This is a genomic window from Vibrio sp. TBV020, from assembly GCF_046056895.1.
GTDB lineage: Bacteria > Pseudomonadota > Gammaproteobacteria > Enterobacterales > Vibrionaceae > Vibrio.
On sequence record NZ_JBEEAQ010000003.1, the window covers coordinates 136,092 to 155,404 of the forward strand.

Annotated in this window: 20 protein-coding genes; 7 read left to right on the forward strand and 13 right to left on the reverse strand. The window is 44.2% G+C overall.

Going from position 1 to position 19,313, the window contains the following annotated elements; genetic code table 11:
- The first annotated feature begins 127 nt into the window (after positions 1-127).
- Positions 128-1,033, forward strand: a complete 906-nt coding sequence (locus tag AAFX28_RS08505; protein WP_408687066.1) for a DMT family transporter — start codon at positions 128-130, stop codon at positions 1,031-1,033.
- Positions 1,034-1,052: 19 nt separating this feature from the next.
- On the opposite strand, the gene AAFX28_RS08510 is transcribed toward AAFX28_RS08505, so the two are convergent.
- Together AAFX28_RS08510 and AAFX28_RS08515 are read right to left on the reverse strand one after the other, a co-directional pair.
- Positions 1,053-1,883, reverse strand: coding sequence for an HDOD domain-containing protein (locus AAFX28_RS08510; protein WP_408687067.1), 831 nt, complete (start codon positions 1,881-1,883; stop codon positions 1,053-1,055).
- Between the two features lie 88 nt (positions 1,884-1,971).
- The gene (locus tag AAFX28_RS08515; protein ID WP_408687068.1) at positions 1,972-2,796 is read right to left on the reverse strand and encodes a cupin domain-containing protein; all 825 of its coding nucleotides are present in this window, start codon (positions 2,794-2,796) and stop codon (positions 1,972-1,974) included.
- 111 nt (positions 2,797-2,907) lie between these two features.
- Here AAFX28_RS08515 and AAFX28_RS08520 point away from each other — a divergent pair, with 111 nt between their 5' ends.
- On the forward strand, positions 2,908-3,384 hold the full coding sequence (locus tag AAFX28_RS08520; protein WP_408687069.1) for a YHS domain-containing (seleno)protein: 477 nt from the start codon (positions 2,908-2,910) through the stop codon (positions 3,382-3,384).
- 78 nt (positions 3,385-3,462) lie between these two features.
- Here the strand turns inward: AAFX28_RS08520 and AAFX28_RS08525 are convergent, their stop codons facing one another.
- From AAFX28_RS08525 to ftnA, 3 genes are all read right to left on the reverse strand, one after another.
- Positions 3,463-4,656, reverse strand: a complete 1,194-nt coding sequence (locus AAFX28_RS08525; protein WP_408687070.1) for an NAD(P)/FAD-dependent oxidoreductase — start codon at positions 4,654-4,656, stop codon at positions 3,463-3,465.
- A gap of 107 nt (positions 4,657-4,763) precedes the next feature.
- A complete protein-coding gene (gene uspB / locus AAFX28_RS08530) occupies positions 4,764-5,087 on the reverse strand; it encodes a universal stress protein UspB (protein WP_171760990.1) in 324 nt (107 codons plus the stop codon).
- Positions 5,088-5,158: 71 nt separating this feature from the next.
- A complete protein-coding gene (ftnA, locus tag AAFX28_RS08535; protein WP_004409725.1) occupies positions 5,159-5,686 on the reverse strand; it encodes a non-heme ferritin in 528 nt (175 codons plus the stop codon).
- Positions 5,687-5,841: 155 nt separating this feature from the next.
- Between ftnA and uspA the strand changes: the two genes are divergently transcribed.
- Together uspA and AAFX28_RS08545 are read left to right on the forward strand one after the other, a co-directional pair.
- Entirely contained in the window at positions 5,842-6,267 is a 426-nt protein-coding gene (uspA, locus tag AAFX28_RS08540) for a universal stress protein UspA (RefSeq protein ID WP_004409727.1), read from the forward strand.
- 57 nt (positions 6,268-6,324) lie between these two features.
- Positions 6,325-7,206, forward strand: a complete 882-nt coding sequence (locus tag AAFX28_RS08545; protein WP_408687071.1) for a carboxylate/amino acid/amine transporter — start codon at positions 6,325-6,327, stop codon at positions 7,204-7,206.
- A 48-nt stretch (positions 7,207-7,254) separates the two neighbouring features.
- Here AAFX28_RS08545 and AAFX28_RS08550 read toward each other — a convergent pair whose 3' ends face one another.
- From AAFX28_RS08550 to AAFX28_RS08560, 3 genes are all read right to left on the reverse strand, one after another.
- Positions 7,255-7,806: a hypothetical protein gene (locus tag AAFX28_RS08550; protein ID WP_408687072.1), complete on the reverse strand. Its 552-nt coding sequence runs from the start codon at positions 7,804-7,806 to the stop codon at positions 7,255-7,257.
- 100 nt (positions 7,807-7,906) lie between these two features.
- Positions 7,907-8,686: a class I SAM-dependent methyltransferase gene (locus AAFX28_RS08555; protein ID WP_408687073.1), complete on the reverse strand. Its 780-nt coding sequence runs from the start codon at positions 8,684-8,686 to the stop codon at positions 7,907-7,909.
- A 71-nt stretch (positions 8,687-8,757) separates the two neighbouring features.
- On the reverse strand, positions 8,758-11,886 hold the full coding sequence (locus AAFX28_RS08560; protein ID WP_408690844.1) for an EAL domain-containing protein: 3,129 nt from the start codon (positions 11,884-11,886) through the stop codon (positions 8,758-8,760).
- 103 nt (positions 11,887-11,989) lie between these two features.
- On the opposite strand from AAFX28_RS08560, the gene asnC reads away from it, so the two are divergent.
- A complete protein-coding gene (gene asnC, locus AAFX28_RS08565; protein ID WP_408687074.1) occupies positions 11,990-12,454 on the forward strand; it encodes a transcriptional regulator AsnC in 465 nt (154 codons plus the stop codon).
- A 37-nt stretch (positions 12,455-12,491) separates the two neighbouring features.
- Here asnC and AAFX28_RS08570 read toward each other — a convergent pair whose 3' ends face one another.
- Positions 12,492-12,776 (reverse strand): hypothetical protein, encoded by a 285-nt coding sequence (locus AAFX28_RS08570; RefSeq protein WP_408687075.1) that lies wholly within the window; start codon positions 12,774-12,776, stop codon positions 12,492-12,494.
- A gap of 83 nt (positions 12,777-12,859) precedes the next feature.
- Positions 12,860-14,053, reverse strand: a complete 1,194-nt coding sequence (locus AAFX28_RS08575; RefSeq protein WP_408687076.1) for a multidrug effflux MFS transporter — start codon at positions 14,051-14,053, stop codon at positions 12,860-12,862.
- A 105-nt stretch (positions 14,054-14,158) separates the two neighbouring features.
- On the opposite strand from AAFX28_RS08575, the gene AAFX28_RS08580 reads away from it, so the two are divergent.
- Both AAFX28_RS08580 and AAFX28_RS08585 read left to right on the forward strand, forming a co-directional pair.
- On the forward strand, positions 14,159-15,100 hold the full coding sequence (locus AAFX28_RS08580) for a LysR family transcriptional regulator (RefSeq protein ID WP_408687077.1): 942 nt from the start codon (positions 14,159-14,161) through the stop codon (positions 15,098-15,100).
- Between the two features lie 100 nt (positions 15,101-15,200).
- Positions 15,201-16,991 carry an aminopeptidase P family protein gene (locus AAFX28_RS08585; RefSeq protein WP_408687078.1) on the forward strand — a complete coding sequence of 597 codons (1,791 nt, stop codon included), beginning with the start codon at positions 15,201-15,203 and terminating at the stop codon, positions 16,989-16,991.
- Positions 16,992-17,097: 106 nt separating this feature from the next.
- On the opposite strand, the gene thiH is transcribed toward AAFX28_RS08585, so the two are convergent.
- The 3 genes from thiH to thiS are packed head-to-tail and all read right to left on the reverse strand — an operon-like array spanning position 17,098 to position 19,256.
- Positions 17,098-18,210: a 2-iminoacetate synthase ThiH gene (thiH, locus tag AAFX28_RS08590; RefSeq protein ID WP_408687079.1), complete on the reverse strand. Its 1,113-nt coding sequence runs from the start codon at positions 18,208-18,210 to the stop codon at positions 17,098-17,100.
- 18 nt (positions 18,211-18,228) lie between these two features.
- Entirely contained in the window at positions 18,229-18,996 is a 768-nt protein-coding gene (locus AAFX28_RS08595) for a thiazole synthase (RefSeq protein ID WP_408687080.1), read from the reverse strand.
- A 5-nt stretch (positions 18,997-19,001) separates the two neighbouring features.
- Positions 19,002-19,256, reverse strand: a complete 255-nt coding sequence (thiS, locus tag AAFX28_RS08600) for a sulfur carrier protein ThiS (RefSeq protein WP_408687081.1) — start codon at positions 19,254-19,256, stop codon at positions 19,002-19,004.
- Positions 19,257-19,313 lie beyond the last annotated feature (57 nt).

A 19,313-nucleotide genomic window follows, 5' to 3' on the forward strand; every position in this document is an offset into this window, starting at 1 on the left:
TATTTTAGCACTGGATAAATGTCCAGTTTGTCGGCTAGATATCGAACAGCTAGACTAGGCGCTCCGTACCCTGTACCACTCATGTGGCCATTGATATTTAAGTCGTTGGTTTTATTAAAGGAACATCATGAACGAGCGTCGCGCTTTAGGATTAGGTTTATCCGCTGTACTACTCTGGTCGACCGTAGCTACCGCTTTCAAACTCACATTAGCTGAGTTCACTCCCATTCAAATGCTCACTGTTGCCAGCATAGTGTCAGCCCTTGCGCTCACCGTGATATGTGCCGTATCAGGTAAGTTGAAGCTGTTATCAAGTACTTTTCTTTCCAACCCTTGGTACTACCTATTACTGGGGCTTATCAACCCATTAGCTTACTACATTATTTTGTTTAAAGCCTATGACTTGCTCCCTGCCTCTCAGGCTCAAGCCATTAACTACAGTTGGGCAATCACGTTAACCTTAATGGCCGCGGTTTTCCTTGGACAAAAAATCCGTAAGAAAGATTGGATTGCTTGTACTTTCAGTTACATCGGCGTCATTGTTATCGCGACTAAAGGTGATGTACTCGAAATGAATTTCGATAGTCCACTAGGGGTAGGTTTGGCCTTGTTATCCACTCTGCTTTGGGCGGGTTACTGGATTCTCAACGCGAAGAACAAAGCGGATCCTGTAGTTGGGGTACTTCTGGGCTTCTTAGTGGCAATCCCGTTTGCCGTAGGATTAACCCTCTTTGAAGGTGAAAGCTTTGCGCAAGTAACGACTAAAGGTTGGTTAGCGGTCACTTACGTTGGGCTATTTGAAATGGGAGTCACGTTTGTCTTGTGGCTAAGTGCACTGAAAGCAACCGAGAACACCGCTCGTATCAGTAACCTAATCTTCGCTTCACCGTTTATCTCACTCATGCTATTGGCCACCATTATTGGTGAACAGATTCATCCAACAACACTTATTGGCTTAATGCTGATTATCACTGGTCTAGTGATCCAACAGATCAAAATTGGTAAAAAAGATCAGGCCAAGCAAGCCACTTAACATCTTGTTAACTTGCCTGTCAGCCATTAAATAGTTGATAGGCAAGTTCACTACCTTGCCCTCTCACACCATCAATTTTTGACGCCAGCCCTGGTGATGCATGCAGTGCCTGCGCCGCTTTACTATTGGCCAGATAGTTCTGTTTTTCTGCCTCATCAAACATGTTGTCCCAACGATGATGAGCATCTCGAGCTAGATACATTAAGCAAGCTAAACGTTTTGATTCGACCGCTTTTGCCGGGTGATTAACGTTAGCGATTGCATCCACTAGCTGATTTGGAAACATCCAGCTTTCTGCTAAAGCCGCACCTAACTGCTGTGCGTCCACACCTAATAATTCTCGCTGCACGACAGCAGGGTTTTCTCCGTTGGAGATTCGATGGCTAATTATGACTGCTTTCTCTGGCTCAAGAGTGTGAATCATCAACTCGCCGATATTGTGCAAAATGCCGGTTGAGAATGCTTCATTCGGATCAAGCTTAATATCTTTGGCTATCGTGCTTGCAATGGTCGCGATTTCAAACGTACCAGCCCAATAGTCCTTTATATTGAGCGTTTCTATTTTGGGGAAAGTCGAAGCAAGAATCGAAGAAGAAATAAGGTTACGGATGGCACCGACACCTATTCGAACAATGGCATCGTTAATATTGGAAATACCTTTAATGCCACCGAATTGGGCAGAGTTCGCCATCCTGAGCACTCTTGCCAACAACACCTGATCCATCGCCATTTTATGGGCTAACTCACCGAAATCGATCGAGTCTCGGTTCACCATTTCTAATAGCTCTTGCAGGACACTTTCAATACGTGGAAGTTCATTGATACGCGAGATCAGTGCTTGTTGACTCATAGAGGTTACTCCTTGCTCTCTTCTCCCCATTTACTATAGGACAGAAATTAACAAATAGGTCGATAAGCCTTTCATGAAGCGGGGTAACTTATTTCTTCAAGTCCTGTAACCATTGGCGTGGCGAAGTACCCGAAACATGTTGAAAAGCGCGAGAAAATCCAGAATAGCTACCATAGCCAACTTCATCCGCAACCCAGTTAAGAGGTTTGTTTTTTAGCAACAATGATTGAGCAACCGACACTCGCCACTTCTGTACATAATCCCCTGGGGTGTCACCGACAACCTGCTTAAAGGTTTCAATAAACTGAGTGCGTGACATAGCCGCCAACGAAGCCATTTCTGCAATAGTGTAGTGACGGGCAGGAAGTTGGTGAATTGTAGATACAACCGCCGCCAAACGTGGATGTGCCAGAGCCGCAAAGAGTCCCTGTTCAATCTTTTGCTCGTCAATTAGGTAGCGAAAGATCAGTGCCATTAATGCATCGCTCAGCTTATCCATCATAAATTGTTGCCCTGCAGACTCGCTATGTGACTCTTGAAATAGCATCTCGATGACTGGCGTTAAGTTTGGGGTGACTTCAAACGGAATAACGACAACGTCCGGCAACGCTGACAACAAAGGATTCACCTGCCCAGTGCGATATTCAACATTAGCGCAAACGAGATCAGCCCCCTCCTCGACGCCTTCTATCACATGCGGCGTACTACTCGGTAAGTAAATGATGCTGGGTTGAGTTAAGTGATGTGCTATCCCCAATGAACTTGCCAACTTCAACTGGCCAGCTTTAAGCACATGAAGGTGTCCTTGGATATGCGGACTCTGCTTAAACGAAGAGACACCGCATAGCTGGCCAGAATAGAAAACACCAGTGCGGATAGAGAAATGCCCCATCAATTGTGACAGCAGATCCATGTTACCTCCGAACGATTCGCGTACTTTTTAGACTTTTAGTCCCTCTATAGACCGGAAGAGTCGGCTAATTTATTTCATACAAGATAACCAAACATAGGCAAGGAGCTTGTTATGGCACGTATTAAATCAACCGGAAAAAAGCTGACTCTTATGGCAGCACTGCTCGGTACTAGTTTCCCACTAATGGCAGCAGATATAGGTATGAGTGTGGATGAGAATGATCTGGCAATCAAAGGTTATGATCCAGTCGCGTACTTTACTGACCAAGGTGCCGTGCAGGGCAACCCACAGTTTTCCGCCACCTATAAAAATGCCATTTATCACTTCGCGAGCAGTGATAACCGAGATCAATTCAAAGCGAATCCCCATGCTTTCGCCCCTCAGTATGGCGGCTACTGCGCGTTTGGCGTAGCAATGGGTAAGAAGTTTGAAACAGACCCACAAGCATGGAAAATTGAAGACGGTAAGCTTTATCTCAATCTAGACAAAACGGTACAACAGCGCTGGTTGGAGGATACTCAGGGCTTCATTCAGGATGCAAACACCAACTGGACAAGTATCAAAACAGTTGCTGCGGATAAATTATAACCCCTTCCATTTTGCTTTTTCCCTTCAATGGAAAACGGAAGAGCTTAGACTCTTCCGCTTTTTCTAATAACCCTAAAGTTATACCCATTGCCCTGCGACAAAACCGGAGCTCCAGCACCATTGGAAGTTGTAACCACCGAGCCAACCAGTTACATCCATAACTTCACCAATGAAGTATAAACCGCTAATTTGTTTACACTCCATGGTCTTAGATGAAAGATAGTTGGTGTCAACACCGCCTAAGGTTACTTCTGCTGTGCGATAGCCCTCAGTGCCATTTGGCATGATCTGCCAGTTCTCAAGAGTATGAGTAATCTCACTAAGCTGTTTGCTGTTAAATTGCTTTAATGGCTTGTCTTGCAGAACTTTTCTATCGATTAATACTTCAACCAGGCGTTTTGGCAACACCTTAGCGAGAGTGTTTTTGAGGCTCTGATTTGGATGCTTTTCAAGTGAGCGTTGCAATAACTCATCAATATCCGCTTCTGGAACAAGATTAATGCTGACCTTTTCACCTGCTTTCCAGAAAGACGAGATCTGCAATACTGAAGGACCCGATAGACCACGGTGGGTAAATAGCAACGCTTCTTTAAATACCGTCCCATCTTGCGCTGTAATTTCAGCAGGGATAGCAATGCCAGAAAGCTCAGCAAACGCTTCTTTATCTTCTTTATGCAGCGTAAATGGCACCAGGCCAGCAGTCGTCGAGATCACTTCAAGTCCAAACTGTTCGGCAATCTTATAACCAAATGGCGTCGCCCCTAGTTTCGGCATTGAAAGTCCACCCGTCGCAACCACCAACGACTTACACTCAATGACGCTGGTATTGGCATGCAGCGTAAAACCAGACTCGGTTTTTTCAATATGGTGAATATCTTGCTGATAGCGTTGACTGACACTTGGGTAATCACATTCAGCCAGCAGCATTTTCACTATGTCTTTTGAATCATAATCACCCACACAGAACAACTGACCATGGTCACGTTCTTCAAACTCAATGCCATGCTTGCTGACCATAGAGATAAAGTCCCAGTTGGTGTACTGCGACAATGCTGACTTAACAAAGTGCGGGTTTTGGCATAGGAAGTTGTTTGCAGAAACGTCATAGTTGGTGAAGTTACAGCGACCACCACCAGCAATCAGGATCTTGCGCCCCGGCTTTTTAGCATGATCAAGCACTAACGTTTTACGGCCACGCTTGCCTGCTTCTGCCGCACACATTAAACCCGCCGCACCAGCACCGATGATGACAACATCAAACTTTTCTGTCATGAACAACTACTCATAAAAAACCAATAAAAAAGGATGTGCATTACGCACATCCTTTGCAATTTGAGTCGGTATTCTAGCGATATTTAGCTAGATTGCCAATTCACCGCTTAAAGAATCATCGCTGCCAATAAAGTGACACCCAGCAATGATGTAGAAAGAATGAAGAGTTCTCGGACACGATCACACTTACCAGTAAACACTTCATCATGATGATGGTGATACTCTTTGCTCTTGATGTAATGGAAGAGACGAACTTGTTTGGTAACGTTTCCGTGCGTGGTGAAGAACCCATTACCGTCGACTTGTTGATATAGCAGAGGATGAGCTTCTCTCATAATGTAAATCAGAGAGCGAAGTGCCGTAAGATAACGCGCCATATTAACAACCGTTACCAGCATAAGTGTGAATAGAATTGTGTCAGCATTGATCATCTTTTTCTCCCTACATCTTCATGTTTGCCCAGAGAAAAAGACGATCTGCTTAGAGTGTCTCTCGCTGAAAATTATTCAGCAGGGGCATCCATAATTGAAGATGAACCTTCTTTTGCCAAAGCGGCTAGGTCTTTGTCGATGAAGAACAGCGCTTTACCGTCTTCGCCAACTAGATCCAGCTTATCTAAGATCCCTTTAAATAACTTCTCTTCCTCGTGCTGTTCTGCAACGTACCACTGTAAGAAGTTGAACGTAGAATAGTCTTGAGATGTAAACGCAACATGTGCAAGCTTATTGATCTTCTCAGTAATCATTTGCTCATGTTCAAACGTCTCGCGGAATACATCGCCTAGGCTATTGAACTCGTGCTTTGGTGCTTCAATCGCACCCAAAATTGGCATTGCACCTGTTTCACTCACATAAGTGAATAAACGCTGCATGTGCTCCATTTCTTCTACGGCGTGTGCACGTAAAAATTCAGCTGCGCCTTCGAATCCTTTGTCTTCACACCAAGCACTCATTTGTAAGTATAGATTGGATGAGAAAAATTCGAGATTAATTTGCTCATTCAATTGTTCAACCATTGCTTGAGAAAGCATTTGCTACTCCTACTAAGTCTATGAAGTTAAATTGACTATATCATGTTCGCCACCATAACACTTTGTCTAACAAATGTGGATCTGAGATCACTCCTGCAAAATTTCTTCAATCAAGGTGCTAATCTTTAAACAGACACTTACAAGGAGATAGCATTATGAGTTATCAGCATATTTTGGTTGCCATTGACCTCTCTGAAGACAGTAAATTGTTGGTCAACAAAGCAGTATCCTTGGCCAAACCTCTCGATGCCAATATTTCATTTGTTCATATCGACGTGAACTATGCAGAGCTATATACAGGCCTGATCGATATCAACTTGGCAGAAACCCAGCACCAAGCGATTGAGGCCTCTCAGAAGCAACTGCAGAACCTTGCAGAGCACGCTAATTATCCGATTAAGCACACCTTGGTAGGCAGCGGTGATCTGAACAATGAGCTGTGTGACACAATCAAAGAGTTCAACATCGACTTAGTGGTTTGTGGCCATCATCAAGACTTTTGGAGCAAACTACTCTCTTCTACGCGACAGCTTATTAATTGTTCACCTGTCGATATGTTGGTTGTACCTCTTAAAGACTGATTCAAAATCCATATTGGTATAAACTGCGCCCATAGTTTTTGATAATGAGTCTTAATCATGGGTTATCTATCGGCTGTCACTCTATTGTGGGCATTTTCATTTAGCCTGATCGGCGTCTATCTTGCTGGTCAGGTTGATTCTTGGTTCTCTGTTTTTATGCGCGTCGCTCTGGCTAGTTTGGTGTTTTTACCATTCTTAAAGTTCAAAGGCGTTGATAAAGGATTGATCGCTAAGCTGATGGTTGTGGGTGGCTGCCAGCTTGGTTTAATGTACCTATTCTATTACCAGTCTTTCCTACTACTTTCTGTACCAGAAGTTCTACTGTTTACCGTTTTCACCCCAATCTATGTCACTCTGATTTACGATCTACTCAAACGTCGTTTCTCACCTTGGTACCTAGTCACTGCATTGATCGCCGTTGCCGGTGCTGCGTTTATTAAGTTTGCAGGGATCAATGAGAACTTTGTTGCGGGTTTCTTTGTCGTGCAAGGAGCAAATATCTGTTTCGCTATTGGCCAAGTTGGCTATAAGTACCTGATGGAAAAATATGAGGTTGACCTACCTCAGCACACTATCTTTGGCTACTTCTATTTAGGCGCCTTGTGTGTTGCGACGGTCGCTTTCGCATTAAAAGGTAACTTGGACAACTTACCAACCACAACGACTCAATGGGGCGTGCTGACGTACCTAGGTTTAGTAGCATCTGGCTTGGGTTACTTTGCTTGGAACAAAGGCGCGACTATGGTCAATGCAGGTGCGCTTGCAGTGATGAATAACGCTTTAGTACCTGCTGGCCTTATCGTCAACATCGTAATTTGGAACCGAGACGTAGATATTGTTCAACTGAGCATTGGCGGTGCTATCATCTTACTTTCCCTTTGGGTTAATGAAACCTGGATTAAGCGTAAGGTTGAGCAAAGCTACCAATCGGCTGCATAAACAAAAAAACGCTCTCCAATTGGAGAGCGTTTTTTTATAAAGGTTTGCTTAGTGCAAGTTCGCACCTTGGCAGGCTGAATCCTCTTGCGGAATTATCGCCAGTTGCTGCTTAGAGTATTCAATACTCGCTTCAAGCTTTCTTTGTTTCTTCAACAACTTATTTTGCTTTTTCGCCAACTTAATCAGCTTCTTCTGCTGCTTAAATTGCTTCTTCGCCGCCTTTTTCGCTTTCTTAATCGCTTTTTTGTCTACTAACTCAAATGCGTTAGATTCTAAGCTCTCTGCAAGAACCACAGGCTTTTGCTGCTGAGCTTTGTGCTTCACGCGATCAACAATGCGTCGTACAGCTTCTGCTTTTTGTGATGACTGCTGAGTTTTAGGTAGAGCTTCAACCAATAAGCCACACTTCTGTTGCTCACTGATCGGTTTATCTTGGCAAGATTGAGGAGGAATAGCTGCTGGTTTACATAGATTGGCATTGTCAGATGACGAGCGCGCACATGAACGACAAACAAACTTCGGTTCAACAACTAGGCGATGAATATCCCCTAAATTTTCGGCAATTTGCTTGCGATTCATCTTACAAAGACGTTTAGCCACACTACTACTCCAGCTAAGAATACGAATAGTTCTTAGTAAGATATACCCGCTAATTGACCAATACGCAAGCTTTAAAAGTCGCTACTAAATACAGTATGCGCTAAGTCATTGATGCGTTGACATAAACATCAAATCGATTCTTTTTCGTCTCAATCACCATGGACGGTTTCTTTTCATCGAGCCAATTTGCATAGTCTGGTCGTTTAACCACGACCCTCTTACTCGCTAAGGCTAAAGCGGGCTCTAATAGACCATCTGCATCAAGATCGGCACCGACTAAAGACTGAAAGACTCGCATTTCCTTTTTAACCAACGCGCTCTTCTTTTTGTTCTCTGGATGTGGGTACATAGGATCTAAATAGACTATATCTGGCTTAACAAAGTTTACATCACTCGCTAAGTCATTAAGTGCATTTAAGCTTGATGCGTGAATCAGTGACATACGTTCACTCACCCATGAACCTATTTCAGCATCTTGCTTAGCGCGCTCCAAACCATCATCCAGTAGAGCAGCAACCACAGGGTGACGCTCGACCATTTGGACCTTACAACCCAGCGACGCGAGAACAAATGCATCTCGACCAAGCCCAGCAGTTCCATCCAAAATAGTCGGTGTCGTGCCTTTATTTAGGCCCGCGGCTTTGGCTATAGCTTGGCCTTTACCACCACCAAATTTACGGCGATGGGCCACCGCCCCACCAGCTAGGTCAACAAATATCGCACCAAGCTTTGGTTCATCTAGCTTACGTAGTTCCAACTGCTGCTCAGTCAATACCAAAGCAAACGGGCTATCTTCACTGTGGGTTAACCCCCAGCGTTGAGTGAGCTGTTGAAAACGGTCTAATTGAGTTGAGTCTTCACATTGAAGTTGTAGTTGCACGGAGTGCTCCAAAGCCTTGTAACAATAAGAGTGCGCAGTGTACTGGATTTTCGATTGGGGTACTAAGATTTCTATTTTAGCAGCAGCTCTTCAACGAGGTCCGCCAATGGTTTCGGTTTACCAATAATATAACCTTGCGCGTAATCGACATCTAACTCCATGAGCTGCTCAATAATTCGCGTATTTTCAACAAACTCAGCCACGGTCTTCTTACCCATCTGGCGCGCCAAATCGTTAATAGAACGAACCATAAGGTGATCCATCTCGTTGACATCAATATCACGTACAAACAAGCCATCAATCTTAACGATATCAACCGGTAGCTTCTTCAAATAGCCAAATGAAGAGAGCCCAGAACCAAAGTCATCCAAAGCAATGCAGCATCCTAGTTCTTTAAGCTGGCTGAAGAATTCAATCGCCTGGTTCATATTACTCATCGCGGCTGTTTCAGTGATCTCTAGGCAGATCTTATCGCAAGGCACAGAGCTATGTTGCAGCTTATCTAATAGAAAGGCGATAAACTCTTTGTTGCCCATTGAGTGACCAGATAAGTTAATTGAGCACAAGCTGAGTTTATCCAGTGCTTGAGGGTGGCAGGCAAACCAATCTAGCGTCTGCGTAACCACTTGTTTATCGAGCAAATGAGCGATGTTATAACGCTCGGACGCTGGCATAAAAATCCCAGGGGAAATGTACTCTCCCTGCGCATTTTTAATCCGAATCAGAATTTCAAAGTGCATCCCTGACTCTGAATCTTTCAAACTTAAAATTTGCTGTGCGAAAAGCTCAATCCGTTGGTTAGCCAGCGCATCATGGACTAAGTTGACGCTTTCCATTTCTTGTTCACGACGACGAAGCTCTTTGTCATCAAGACAATACAAGTTATAACGATTTCGCCCTTCTTCTTTGGCGACGTGGCAAGCCGTATCGGCCTGAGCATGAACCATTTGAGGAGACAGTGCTGTGTGGTCAATCAGTCGAATACCAATCGAGCAATTGAGACTCAGGCGAATATCCTCCCAAATAAACGGGTGCTCACTTAACGTATTGATGATCGTCGATGCCAGCTTCTTCGCATCCACTTCAGTACAGTCTTTAAGTAGTATCGCAAACTCATCTCCGCCCATCCGAGCAAGCACGGTATTATACGGAAGCACTTCCTCAAGCATACTGGCACAAAACTGTATCGCCGCGTCTCCTGCTTCATGCCCAGCGGTATCATTAAGAACTTTAAGCTGGTCTAGGTCGATATAAAGCATCGCATGAGTCCGCGTATAGCTTGCGACTTCTTTTAATGCTTTAGTCAATTCAGTTTCGAAGTAGTTACGACTATAAGTGCCCGTCAGCAAGTCATGTTCTGCTTGGTATTGAAGTTGTTCTGAGAGCTTTTTCGTCGCGGTAACATCTTCACCAACAATGAGTAGGTGCCCTGATTCCGCCAGTGGACGAATATTCTCCCGAATCCACACGGTATGACCTTCAGAATGGCGATATTCGATTTCTCTGCGCCATACACCTTGTAGAGCCTGCTTAGGCTGTAATAATACTTGGCGTGGAATTATCGCATCACTGTGCAAATAGAATTCACGCAGTCGGTGCCCAAACAGTTGCTCAGATTTATAACCGAGAAGCTGCTCGGCAAATTGGTTTACTTGTTGAATACGATTTTGGTCGTCAAGCGTCAGCATCATCACGGGTTGCTGATCGTAATAGTGACTCAGGTTTACTTCTCGCTGGAACAATCGTTCTTCTGTGATTTTACGAGAAGTAATATCACGAGCTTCAAGTAAGTACTGCTTATGGCTGTTGAGAGAAGGGATTGGCTTAAGCGATAGCTCTAAGACCATCGAGCCATGTTCTGCATGCCAAATTTCTGCCTCAAACTGGGCTATAGAATCAAAGGTTTCCTCAGTGAAATACTGTTTGATTAACTGAGCAGCTTCCACTTCCCAGTGGTGATGTTGCCAGATTGGGCGTTCAACACTGAAGTTTTGGTCATAGAGAAGATCTTGTAGCTTACGGTTGCTCGATGTGACGGTACCATTTTCATCCAATACCCCGATGAAGTGATAGCTCTGGTCAAACACCATTTCGATCAACGTTTGGCTCTCTTTAGCCAATTGTTCGCTACGTTTAATACGGCTTAAGTAGTAAACCAGAACTAGAATTACGACGGAAAGAAAGGCTACGACGCTACCAACCACCTTAAGCTCTTGCTGATAACGCTGAGCAAAACTTAAAGGTTTATTAAAAATAACGGAGGTTGCCTCCCCTTCAATGCCAAGCCCCCATTTGAGGACGGCTTGATAGTCGAGCTTTATTTCTGGTAAACCAACTTCAACTTTGGGTAGTGGCTTATTTGGATTATTGAGAACCTCCAACAACATACTTGCTGTTTGCTGGCCGTGCATTTGACCACTCTGTATGACCCCGCCGATTGCACCATAACCCAAGCCTAAATCATGCACCATATAGATTGGCGCATTCGAAGCCTCATTTAACCGCTTCCATTGCTCAACATCGGTTCGAACTGTGCCGTCCTTATCACGATAATAAACCCAAAATAGAACGCTATTATCTTTATCTAATCCAGCGACCAGATCTAACAATTGATTGTAGTCGTCAGGTACCACCGAAATAACTTTGTCTTGATATTGTGGGTAGTTGTTTAGGAAGGCTTTGACTTGGCTGCGAACCGCTTCACCAGTTACCGAGTGATCACTTACTATATGGATCGAGTCAAGGTTAGGCTGAAGACGCTCAATCAAAGAAATATTACTGTAGAGGTCAATATCTTCAATAACACCTGTCGCCAGCAAACCAGTATGTAGCTTAGGCGAATAGTTGTTGATACCGCCGAAGATGACAGGAGTATTCTCTATTAAGGGAGACAGTTTTTGCACCAACGCAAGCGCATTATTGTCACTCACCACAATTGCGCGAAACTTCTCTTGCTCAAATTTGGTTTTATAGAGAAGGTACAGCTGGTCTAAATAGGCTTCACTTTGTGAGCGTTTAGTATCTAAGTAGAGTACTCGGGTTGGAATCCCCGCTGTTTTTATTTCTGCATCTAGCCCTTTTTGAAAGGTATCCGTCCAGAAAAAACCTTGATGGTAAGAATGTACCACCAACACATCCCGATCATCAGCTATGACAAACATGCTGGTTAAAGCAGACAGAAGAACAAGGCAAAAACGCAGCAAATTTAAGTCTCGATATCTAGGGTGTGTAGGTATAATTGTATCATTAACGGTGATAATTTGTACTTATTCCATAGTGTTAACGTGAACCATAAGGATTTCTATGCACAGTCAAAATGTAAAATTGGATGATCTCGATAAAGCGATTCTTAAGACATTAATGGAAGATGCACGTACCCCGTATGCGGAGATGGCGAAACAATTTGAAGTCAGTCCAGCGACCATTCACGTTCGAATAGAGAAGATGAGAGCCGGAGATATTATTCAAGGGACAGAAGTAATTGTAGACACCAAGAAACTTGGCTACGACGTATGTTGTTTTATTGGTATCAACCTAAATGCAGCACGCGACTATCACTCCGCACTTGAAAAACTCAATGCACTCGAAGAGGTAGTGGAAGCCTACTATACAACCGGGGCATACAATATCTTTGTAAAGTTGATGTGTCGCTCAATTGAAGAGTTGCAATATGTGCTTATTGATAAGTTACAAGCGATTGATGAAGTGCAGTCAACTGAGACACTTATATCTCTACAAAATCCTATCAACCGTAACGTTAACCCATAAAAAAACTCGCCGTAGCGAGTTTTTTTAAATCAGTAATCTATTTTGATGCAAGGTATTGTTTTAAATCTTCGACCGAGATGCCTTGTTCAGCAATCTCCTTTGCCAATGATTCCACTCGTTCACCTTTACGAGATTCAACCACTTGTTGAAACTGATAAATCATATCACGCAATACAGGCAGTGGGAGTTGCTTTGCTGCACTTTGAATACGCTCTGCACTCTGGTTTCCCAGTTCATTCAACACTTTCCCAAACATGATCTTTTCTGGAGCGTCGTCTAACTGCTCCATAACACGAGCCATCTCGTATGCTGTCATTGACATCGTTGTGATTTATCCACAGATTTCGATAAAAGGAGTTTAAATATACAGCGTTTTATTAGTTTAGAAAAGTGCAAATAGAGTCCTTAAGCAACAGCGTAGTGCCAGTTTCTACCTGACTTTGACCACAAAATCATAAGTGCTGGCATCACAATCAGCATTAGTGTGGCAATCATGACCTGAGGCTCCATCCCTAATCGTTGAACAGTGCCTACCACCAAGCCTGAGCCACTCATTTGGAACAAACCAAGGAGAGCCGCAGCTGTACCTGCTTTATCACCAAATGGCGCAAGCGCTTTACCTGCAGCCGCACCTAGAATCCATGCAAAGCCCACTGATGACATAAAGATAGGTAGCATGAAAGCGAATGGGGTTGCCTGCGTCATTAGCATTAACATCACTACACCAGCCAAGGCTAAGGTTACAATGCCTACAGTTAGTGCCCAGTGGGTGCCAAACTTATCCATAAACTTTGGTGCACTCATACAAGCAACGATGTTGATAGCCGCATTAATACCAAACCAAAACGTAAATTCGTTCATACTCAAACCTAGGTTCTCCATAAGAACAACCGGCGCTGACGTAACGTATCCAAGAATCACCGCCATCGCTAACATGCACAATGAGGCATGAAATAGGAATGAAGGCGTCTTCACAACATCAAGATATCGGTTAAGTTTGAATACCGGCTCTTTGCTCATTTCTGGGTTGGTTTCTTTTAGACTCGTCCATAAGAAAATCAGAACAATCGCAGCAAATCCTGCCATAAAGCTGAAGTTTGAGCGCCAGCCGAACTGTTGTGTTAACCAACTACCAAGAATTGGTGCTAATGCAGGAATAAAACAGATCGCGCCATTAAGGTAGCTAATCATCTTACCGCTTTTCTGTGGACCAAAAAGATCGCGAACTGTTGCAAAGGCTGCTACCGATGTCGCGCACGCACCTAAGCCCTGTAGCAATCGAGCTGCCAGCATCCATTCAATGTTTTGAGCGCTCCACGCCAATAAAGCACTCACTGCATAGATGCTCACGCCTCCCAATGCAACAGTTCGACGTCCGAGTTTATCCGCTAAAGGTCCAGCAAATAACTGCCCGATACCCATAGCAAATAGAAACCAGGTAATCGTATCTTGTGCTAACGCGTGTTCCACGTGAAACGTTGAAGAGATCATAGGCAAAGCTGGCAAGTAAATGTCTATCGCTAAAGGGCTAAATAGAACCAGCAGTGTCAATAACACTAACTGTTGTTTTTTCGGTTGGTATTGGTTTGCCGTTTGCACTTACTACTCCGCAGCACTAGATGAATTTGGCGATATGGTAAGCTAAACTAGATATGCCATCCAATGACGTATTGTCATCAAAGTTATTCTCTAAAGGAATTTCTAATGAACATTGAAAAGCTCGCTCGCATTGACCTTAACTTACTGGTTTGCCTACGCGTATTGATAGAAGAATTAAACGTAACACGCGCAGCCCACCGTCTTTGTTTAAGCCAATCCGCCGTGAGTAAGAACCTTGCAAAACTTCGGACACAGTTTGATGATGCTCTGTTTGTCCGCCATGCACATGGATTAAAGCCAACACCAAAAGCACTGTTTCTAAAACCCAAACTGGACATCCTGATCCATCAGCTAGAACAGCTCACTCAACCTGAAGAGTTTTCACCAAGCTCCAGTGACTATCGCTACCAAATAGCCGCCGTTGAAAGTGTCTATCCTCTGATACTACCTCACTTCTTACCCGCTATTTTCAAACGAGCCCCGGGAGTGACAATTGCTACTCACGCATGGGCAGAAGAAACATTTCGCCAGATTCAGCGCGGAGAAATCGATCTCGGTATTACAGGTAAAGATATTGATATCAACGATGCAAAGCTTACGATGCTGCCGCCAAGTGATATTTGTGAACAAGAGATCTACCGAGATAACCAAATGTGTCTCGTCAGAAAAGACCATCCAGCACTTAATCAAAACTGGAACCTAGAAAACTATTTGGCCCAGCGTCATGTACAAGTTAGGTGCGATGGAAATGAGCGTTGGTTACTTGATTATCGACTAGCTGACTACGGTAAAGAGCGTGATATCGCAATCACAGTCCCCGACTTTAACAGTGCTGCTAGCTTATGTTCTTACACAGATTTTGTCTTTACCGCCCCGAGCCATTTCGTCAAGTTAGCGTCTAAGCAACTTGATCTAACGGTGTTGCCTCTTCCAATGGAGTTTCCTCCTATGGCCTACACCTTATTTTGGCATCGCGATCGAGAAACCGACCCAGCACTCTCTTGGCTACGTCAGATAATAAAAGATAAAACCGCAGCATTGAGATAGTTTGCAGGCTGACGGTAAAAAGAGTAGCTTATTCACATCGTCCAGGTGGCATAACGACCGTTGTCATGGACGCCATAACCATAATGAAGGATTACCACAGATGCTAACTAATACTGAGCAACGCATTAATGCGATTCGCGAGTGGCTTGCACAAAATAATATTGATGCCCTACTAGTACCTCATGAAGATGAATACTTAGGTGAGTACGTTCCAGCCCAAAATGAACGATTACATTGGCTAACTGGCTTTACAGGGTCAGCTGGCGCTGCAGTCATCAGCCAAGATAAAGCAGCGATTTTTGTTGATGGTCGCTACACCGTGCAAGTAACTAAAGAAGTACCAGCAGCTCAGTTTGAATACCGTCATTTAATCGAAGAGCCAGCACTAGATTGGATTGTTCAGCAACTACCAGCCAACAGCAAGGTTGCTATCGACCCACGAATGCACAACGCAAATTGGCTTAACCAAGCACAAGCAAAGTTAGCAAGTAAACACGAACTGATCATACTCGAGAGCAATCCAATTGATCAGCTTTGGCATGACCGCCCTACGCCAGTTGTTTCAGATGTTATCTTGATGCCAACCGAGTCAACAGGTCAATCAAGTGAAAGCAAACGTACAGAAATCGCTAAGCTTGTTGCCGACACTGGCGCTGATAGTGCCGTTATCACGGCGCTTGATTCAATCTGCTGGCTATTGAACATTCGTGGATTGGACGTATCTCGTCTACCAGTATTGTTATCACACGTTATCTTACACAGCGACTCAAGCGTCGAGTTCTTCTTGGACCCAGCACGAATTCCAAACGAATTTAATGGCCATGTGGGCGGTGGTGTTGAAGTTCATCACCCTGATTCTTTAAAGCAACGACTAGAAGCTTTACAAGGCAAGAAAGTACTAGTAGATCCAGTAACATCGAATGCTTGGTTTAAGCTTGTACTACAAAATAGTGGTGCTGAAGTAGTTAGCCAAGCGGATCCATGCTTAATGCCGAAAGCGGCCAAGAACTCTGTAGAAATTGCAGGCATGAAAGCATGTCATGTCCGTGATGGCGCAGCGATGGTTAGCTTCCTTTCATGGCTTGATGCTGAAGTTGCAAATGGGCGATTACATGACGAAGCGACACTGTCTGACACACTAGAGCAATTCCGTCGTAAAGATCCGACTTTAAAAGACTTAAGCTTCGATACAATCTCTGCCGCTGGTGGCAATGCAGCGATGTGTCACTACAACCATGAGAATCAACCAGAGCCTGGAAAGCTAGAACTGAACACCCTTTACTTAGTGGATTCAGGCGGCCAGTACCTAGATGGTACAACAGACATCACACGCACCATTGCAATTGGTCAACCTAGTGAAGAGATGATTCAACAATTCACTCTCGCTTTGAAAGGCCATATTGGTATCGCACGCGCTCGCTTTCCGAAAGGTACACGTGGCTATCAGCTTGATATCTTAGCTCGCCAACATTTATGGGCTGAAGGTTTTGACTATGACCATGGTACTGGACATGGCGTTGGACACTTCTTAAGTGTTCATGAAGGTCCTCAAAGTATTTCGAAAAAGCTTATCGATGTTCCATTGGTTGAAGGTATGGTGCTATCTAACGAGCCAGGTTACTACCGTGCAGATGCATTCGGTATTCGAATTGAGAACTTAGAATTGGTTGTAGAAATTCCAACAAACGGCGACTTCCCTGTTTTAAGCTTTGAGTCTCTAACTCGTTGTCCTATCGATCAACGCAATATTAATGTCGATATGCTGACTCGACCTGAACTTGCATGGTTGAATGATTACCATGAGAAAGTGTGGAATGAAATTAGCCCGCTTGTTGAAGGCGAAGTAAAAGAGTGGCTACGAACAGCGACTCTTCCTCTAGCACACAGCTAGAAACTAGAAGCTAGAAAAAGTAGAGGGTTGACGTTTTGCGTCAACCCTCTTTGTTTACCTATGTTTCACGTGAAACATAGTGATGATCGATTTGGTTATCTACTATCTAACCAGAATACGCCGAATGCCAGTCTCGCCATACTGGGTCAAAACCTTTCGCTCGAATCATATCTTCGACGGAACCAGCACTTCTCTCATCACTGATCTCAAACTGTTCGAGCTCGACATCATCCATCGCGTAACCACCCGGCTGAGTTTTCGAAGCAGCAGACATACTCGTTATCCCTAAAGGCAGAGCATTGTCTCTAAACTTCGGCGATTCACGTGTCGATAATGACAACTCCACTTCTGGATTCAATAAACGATAAGCACAAATCAATTGAACAAGCTGTTTGTCCGTCATGACCGATTTCGGTTGAAGTGCTCCTTCACACGGACGCAGGCGTGGGAATGAAATAGAGTACCGCGTTTGCCAGTAAGTACGCTCAAGATAATCCAAGTGTGCAGCCACATAAAAACAATCTGTACGCCACTCTTCTAATCCAATCAAAGCGCCAATTCCAATCTTATCAATACCCGCTTTGGCTAAACGATCCGGCGTATCTAAGCGGTATTCAAAATCCATCTTGTTACCACGCAAATGATGTTCTGCGTACGTTGATGGATGATAAGTTTCTTGATAAACCATCACAGCATCCAAGCCCAATGTCTTAAGTTCAGCGTACTCGCCTTGCTCAAGCGGCTGCACTTCCATCGCTAAATAGTTAAAGCGTTGTTTAATCATTGGCACCATTTCGCGGAAGTATTTCATTCCAACTTTGGTTTCGTGCTCACCGGTAACCAACAACACGCTATCGAACTTCATACGTTTGATCGCTTCTACTTCCGCAGATACTTCCTGCTTATTTAGAGTACGACGCTTGATGCGGTTCTCCATCGAGAAGCCACAATAAGTACAAGCATTGGCACACAAATTCGATAGGTACAATGGAATATAAAGCGACATGGTATTGCCAAAACGCTTACGAGTTGCCGAGTAAGACAACTGCGCCATCTGCTCTAAATAAGGTTCTGCAGCTGGAGAGATCAATGCTTTAAAATCTTCCAAATCACGCTTGGGTTTATTCAATGCCCGTTCAACGTCTTGTGCCGTTTTAGCATAGATCGACATTGAAATGTCATCCCAGTTGAGCTGTTTAAATTGCTCGACGAAGCTCATGTTTTCCTCGCTTAGAACTTATAGCTCATCTAGGAATGAAGTTAATGGACTCGACGCAACTGCGTGGGACACCTTACCAGCAAGACCCGCTTCATAAGCCATACGTCCTGACTCTACTGCCAACTTGAATGCTTTGGCCATAGCTACTGGGTCACTCGAAGCTGCAATTGCAGTATTGACGAGAACAGCGTCAGCCCCCATTTCCATCGCTCTCGCCGCGTGTGATGGCGCACCAATACCAGCATCCACGACTACAGGCACATTTGCTTGGTCAATAATGATTTCGAGGAAGTCATGAGACGCAATTCCCTTGTTTGAACCGATCGGAGCACCCAACGGCATAACAGCGGCACAGCCAACCTCTTCAAGGCGCTTACACAAAACAGGGTCTGCGTGACAGTAAGGAAGCACAATAAATCCCTCTCGAACCAGTTGTTCTGCAGCAGCAAGTGTTTCAATTGGGTCCGGCATTAAGTACTTAGGGTCTGGGTGAATTTCCAATTTTAGCCAATTAGTTCCCAGCGCTTCTCGTGCCAGATGCGCAGCAAACACTGCGTCTTTGGCGTTCTTAGCTCCAGAGGTATTCGGCAGTAAGTTAACACCCGCTTGTACTAACGGCAGCAAAATATCATCTTGCTGGTCATTAACATCCACGCGCTTTAACGCCATCGTTGCGAGTTGAGAGCCTGATACTTGAATTGCTTCTGCCATTAACTGGCTGTTGGCAAACTTACCTGTTCCAGTGAACAGCCTTGATTCGAATTGTTTATCACCAATTTTAAGCATCGACTTTAACCCCCTGCGATCGCTTGAAACAAAGAGATACTATCTCCCTGTGAAAGTACTGTGCTAGCCCACTCACTGCGCGGCACAACGTTATTGTTAATTGCAAAAACACAGCCCATTTCAGGCAACTCAAATTGACTAATGATTTGCTGTAGATTCGATTCACTGGAAACTTGATGTGATTGTTCATTGATTACAATGGTGATCATATCTAAGTCGACAGAGTTCATCTGTGTTGCTTGTTGTTCTGATAATGTCATTGCTTCCAAATCTCTTAATTCCGACCAATATTTCTAAGCCGTCCATCCACATAAACA

What these genes read in the sequence shown, in the direction of transcription:
- AAFX28_RS08505 (WP_408687066.1), top strand. Translation starts at nt 128, where the DNA reads ATGAACGAGCGTCGCGCTTTAGGATTAGGTTTATCCGCTGTACTACTC.
- AAFX28_RS08510 (WP_408687067.1), bottom strand. Translation starts at nt 1,883, where the DNA reads ATGAGTCAACAAGCACTGATCTCGCGTATCAATGAACTTCCACGTATT.
- AAFX28_RS08515 (WP_408687068.1), bottom strand. Translation starts at nt 2,796, where the DNA reads ATGGATCTGCTGTCACAATTGATGGGGCATTTCTCTATCCGCACTGGT.
- AAFX28_RS08520 (WP_408687069.1), top strand. Translation starts at nt 2,908, where the DNA reads ATGGCACGTATTAAATCAACCGGAAAAAAGCTGACTCTTATGGCAGCA.
- AAFX28_RS08525 (WP_408687070.1), bottom strand. Translation starts at nt 4,656, where the DNA reads ATGACAGAAAAGTTTGATGTTGTCATCATCGGTGCTGGTGCGGCGGGT.
- uspB (WP_171760990.1), bottom strand. Translation starts at nt 5,087, where the DNA reads ATGATCAATGCTGACACAATTCTATTCACACTTATGCTGGTAACGGTT.
- ftnA (WP_004409725.1), bottom strand. Translation starts at nt 5,686, where the DNA reads ATGCTTTCTCAAGCAATGGTTGAACAATTGAATGAGCAAATTAATCTC.
- uspA (WP_004409727.1), top strand. Translation starts at nt 5,842, where the DNA reads ATGAGTTATCAGCATATTTTGGTTGCCATTGACCTCTCTGAAGACAGT.
- AAFX28_RS08545 (WP_408687071.1), top strand. Translation starts at nt 6,325, where the DNA reads ATGGGTTATCTATCGGCTGTCACTCTATTGTGGGCATTTTCATTTAGC.
- asnC (WP_408687074.1), top strand. Translation starts at nt 11,990, where the DNA reads ATGCACAGTCAAAATGTAAAATTGGATGATCTCGATAAAGCGATTCTT.
- AAFX28_RS08570 (WP_408687075.1), bottom strand. Translation starts at nt 12,776, where the DNA reads ATGTCAATGACAGCATACGAGATGGCTCGTGTTATGGAGCAGTTAGAC.
- AAFX28_RS08580 (WP_408687077.1), top strand. Translation starts at nt 14,159, where the DNA reads ATGAACATTGAAAAGCTCGCTCGCATTGACCTTAACTTACTGGTTTGC.
- AAFX28_RS08585 (WP_408687078.1), top strand. Translation starts at nt 15,201, where the DNA reads ATGCTAACTAATACTGAGCAACGCATTAATGCGATTCGCGAGTGGCTT.
- thiH (WP_408687079.1), bottom strand. Translation starts at nt 18,210, where the DNA reads ATGAGCTTCGTCGAGCAATTTAAACAGCTCAACTGGGATGACATTTCA.
- AAFX28_RS08595 (WP_408687080.1), bottom strand. Translation starts at nt 18,996, where the DNA reads ATGCTTAAAATTGGTGATAAACAATTCGAATCAAGGCTGTTCACTGGA.
- thiS (WP_408687081.1), bottom strand. Translation starts at nt 19,256, where the DNA reads ATGACATTATCAGAACAACAAGCAACACAGATGAACTCTGTCGACTTA.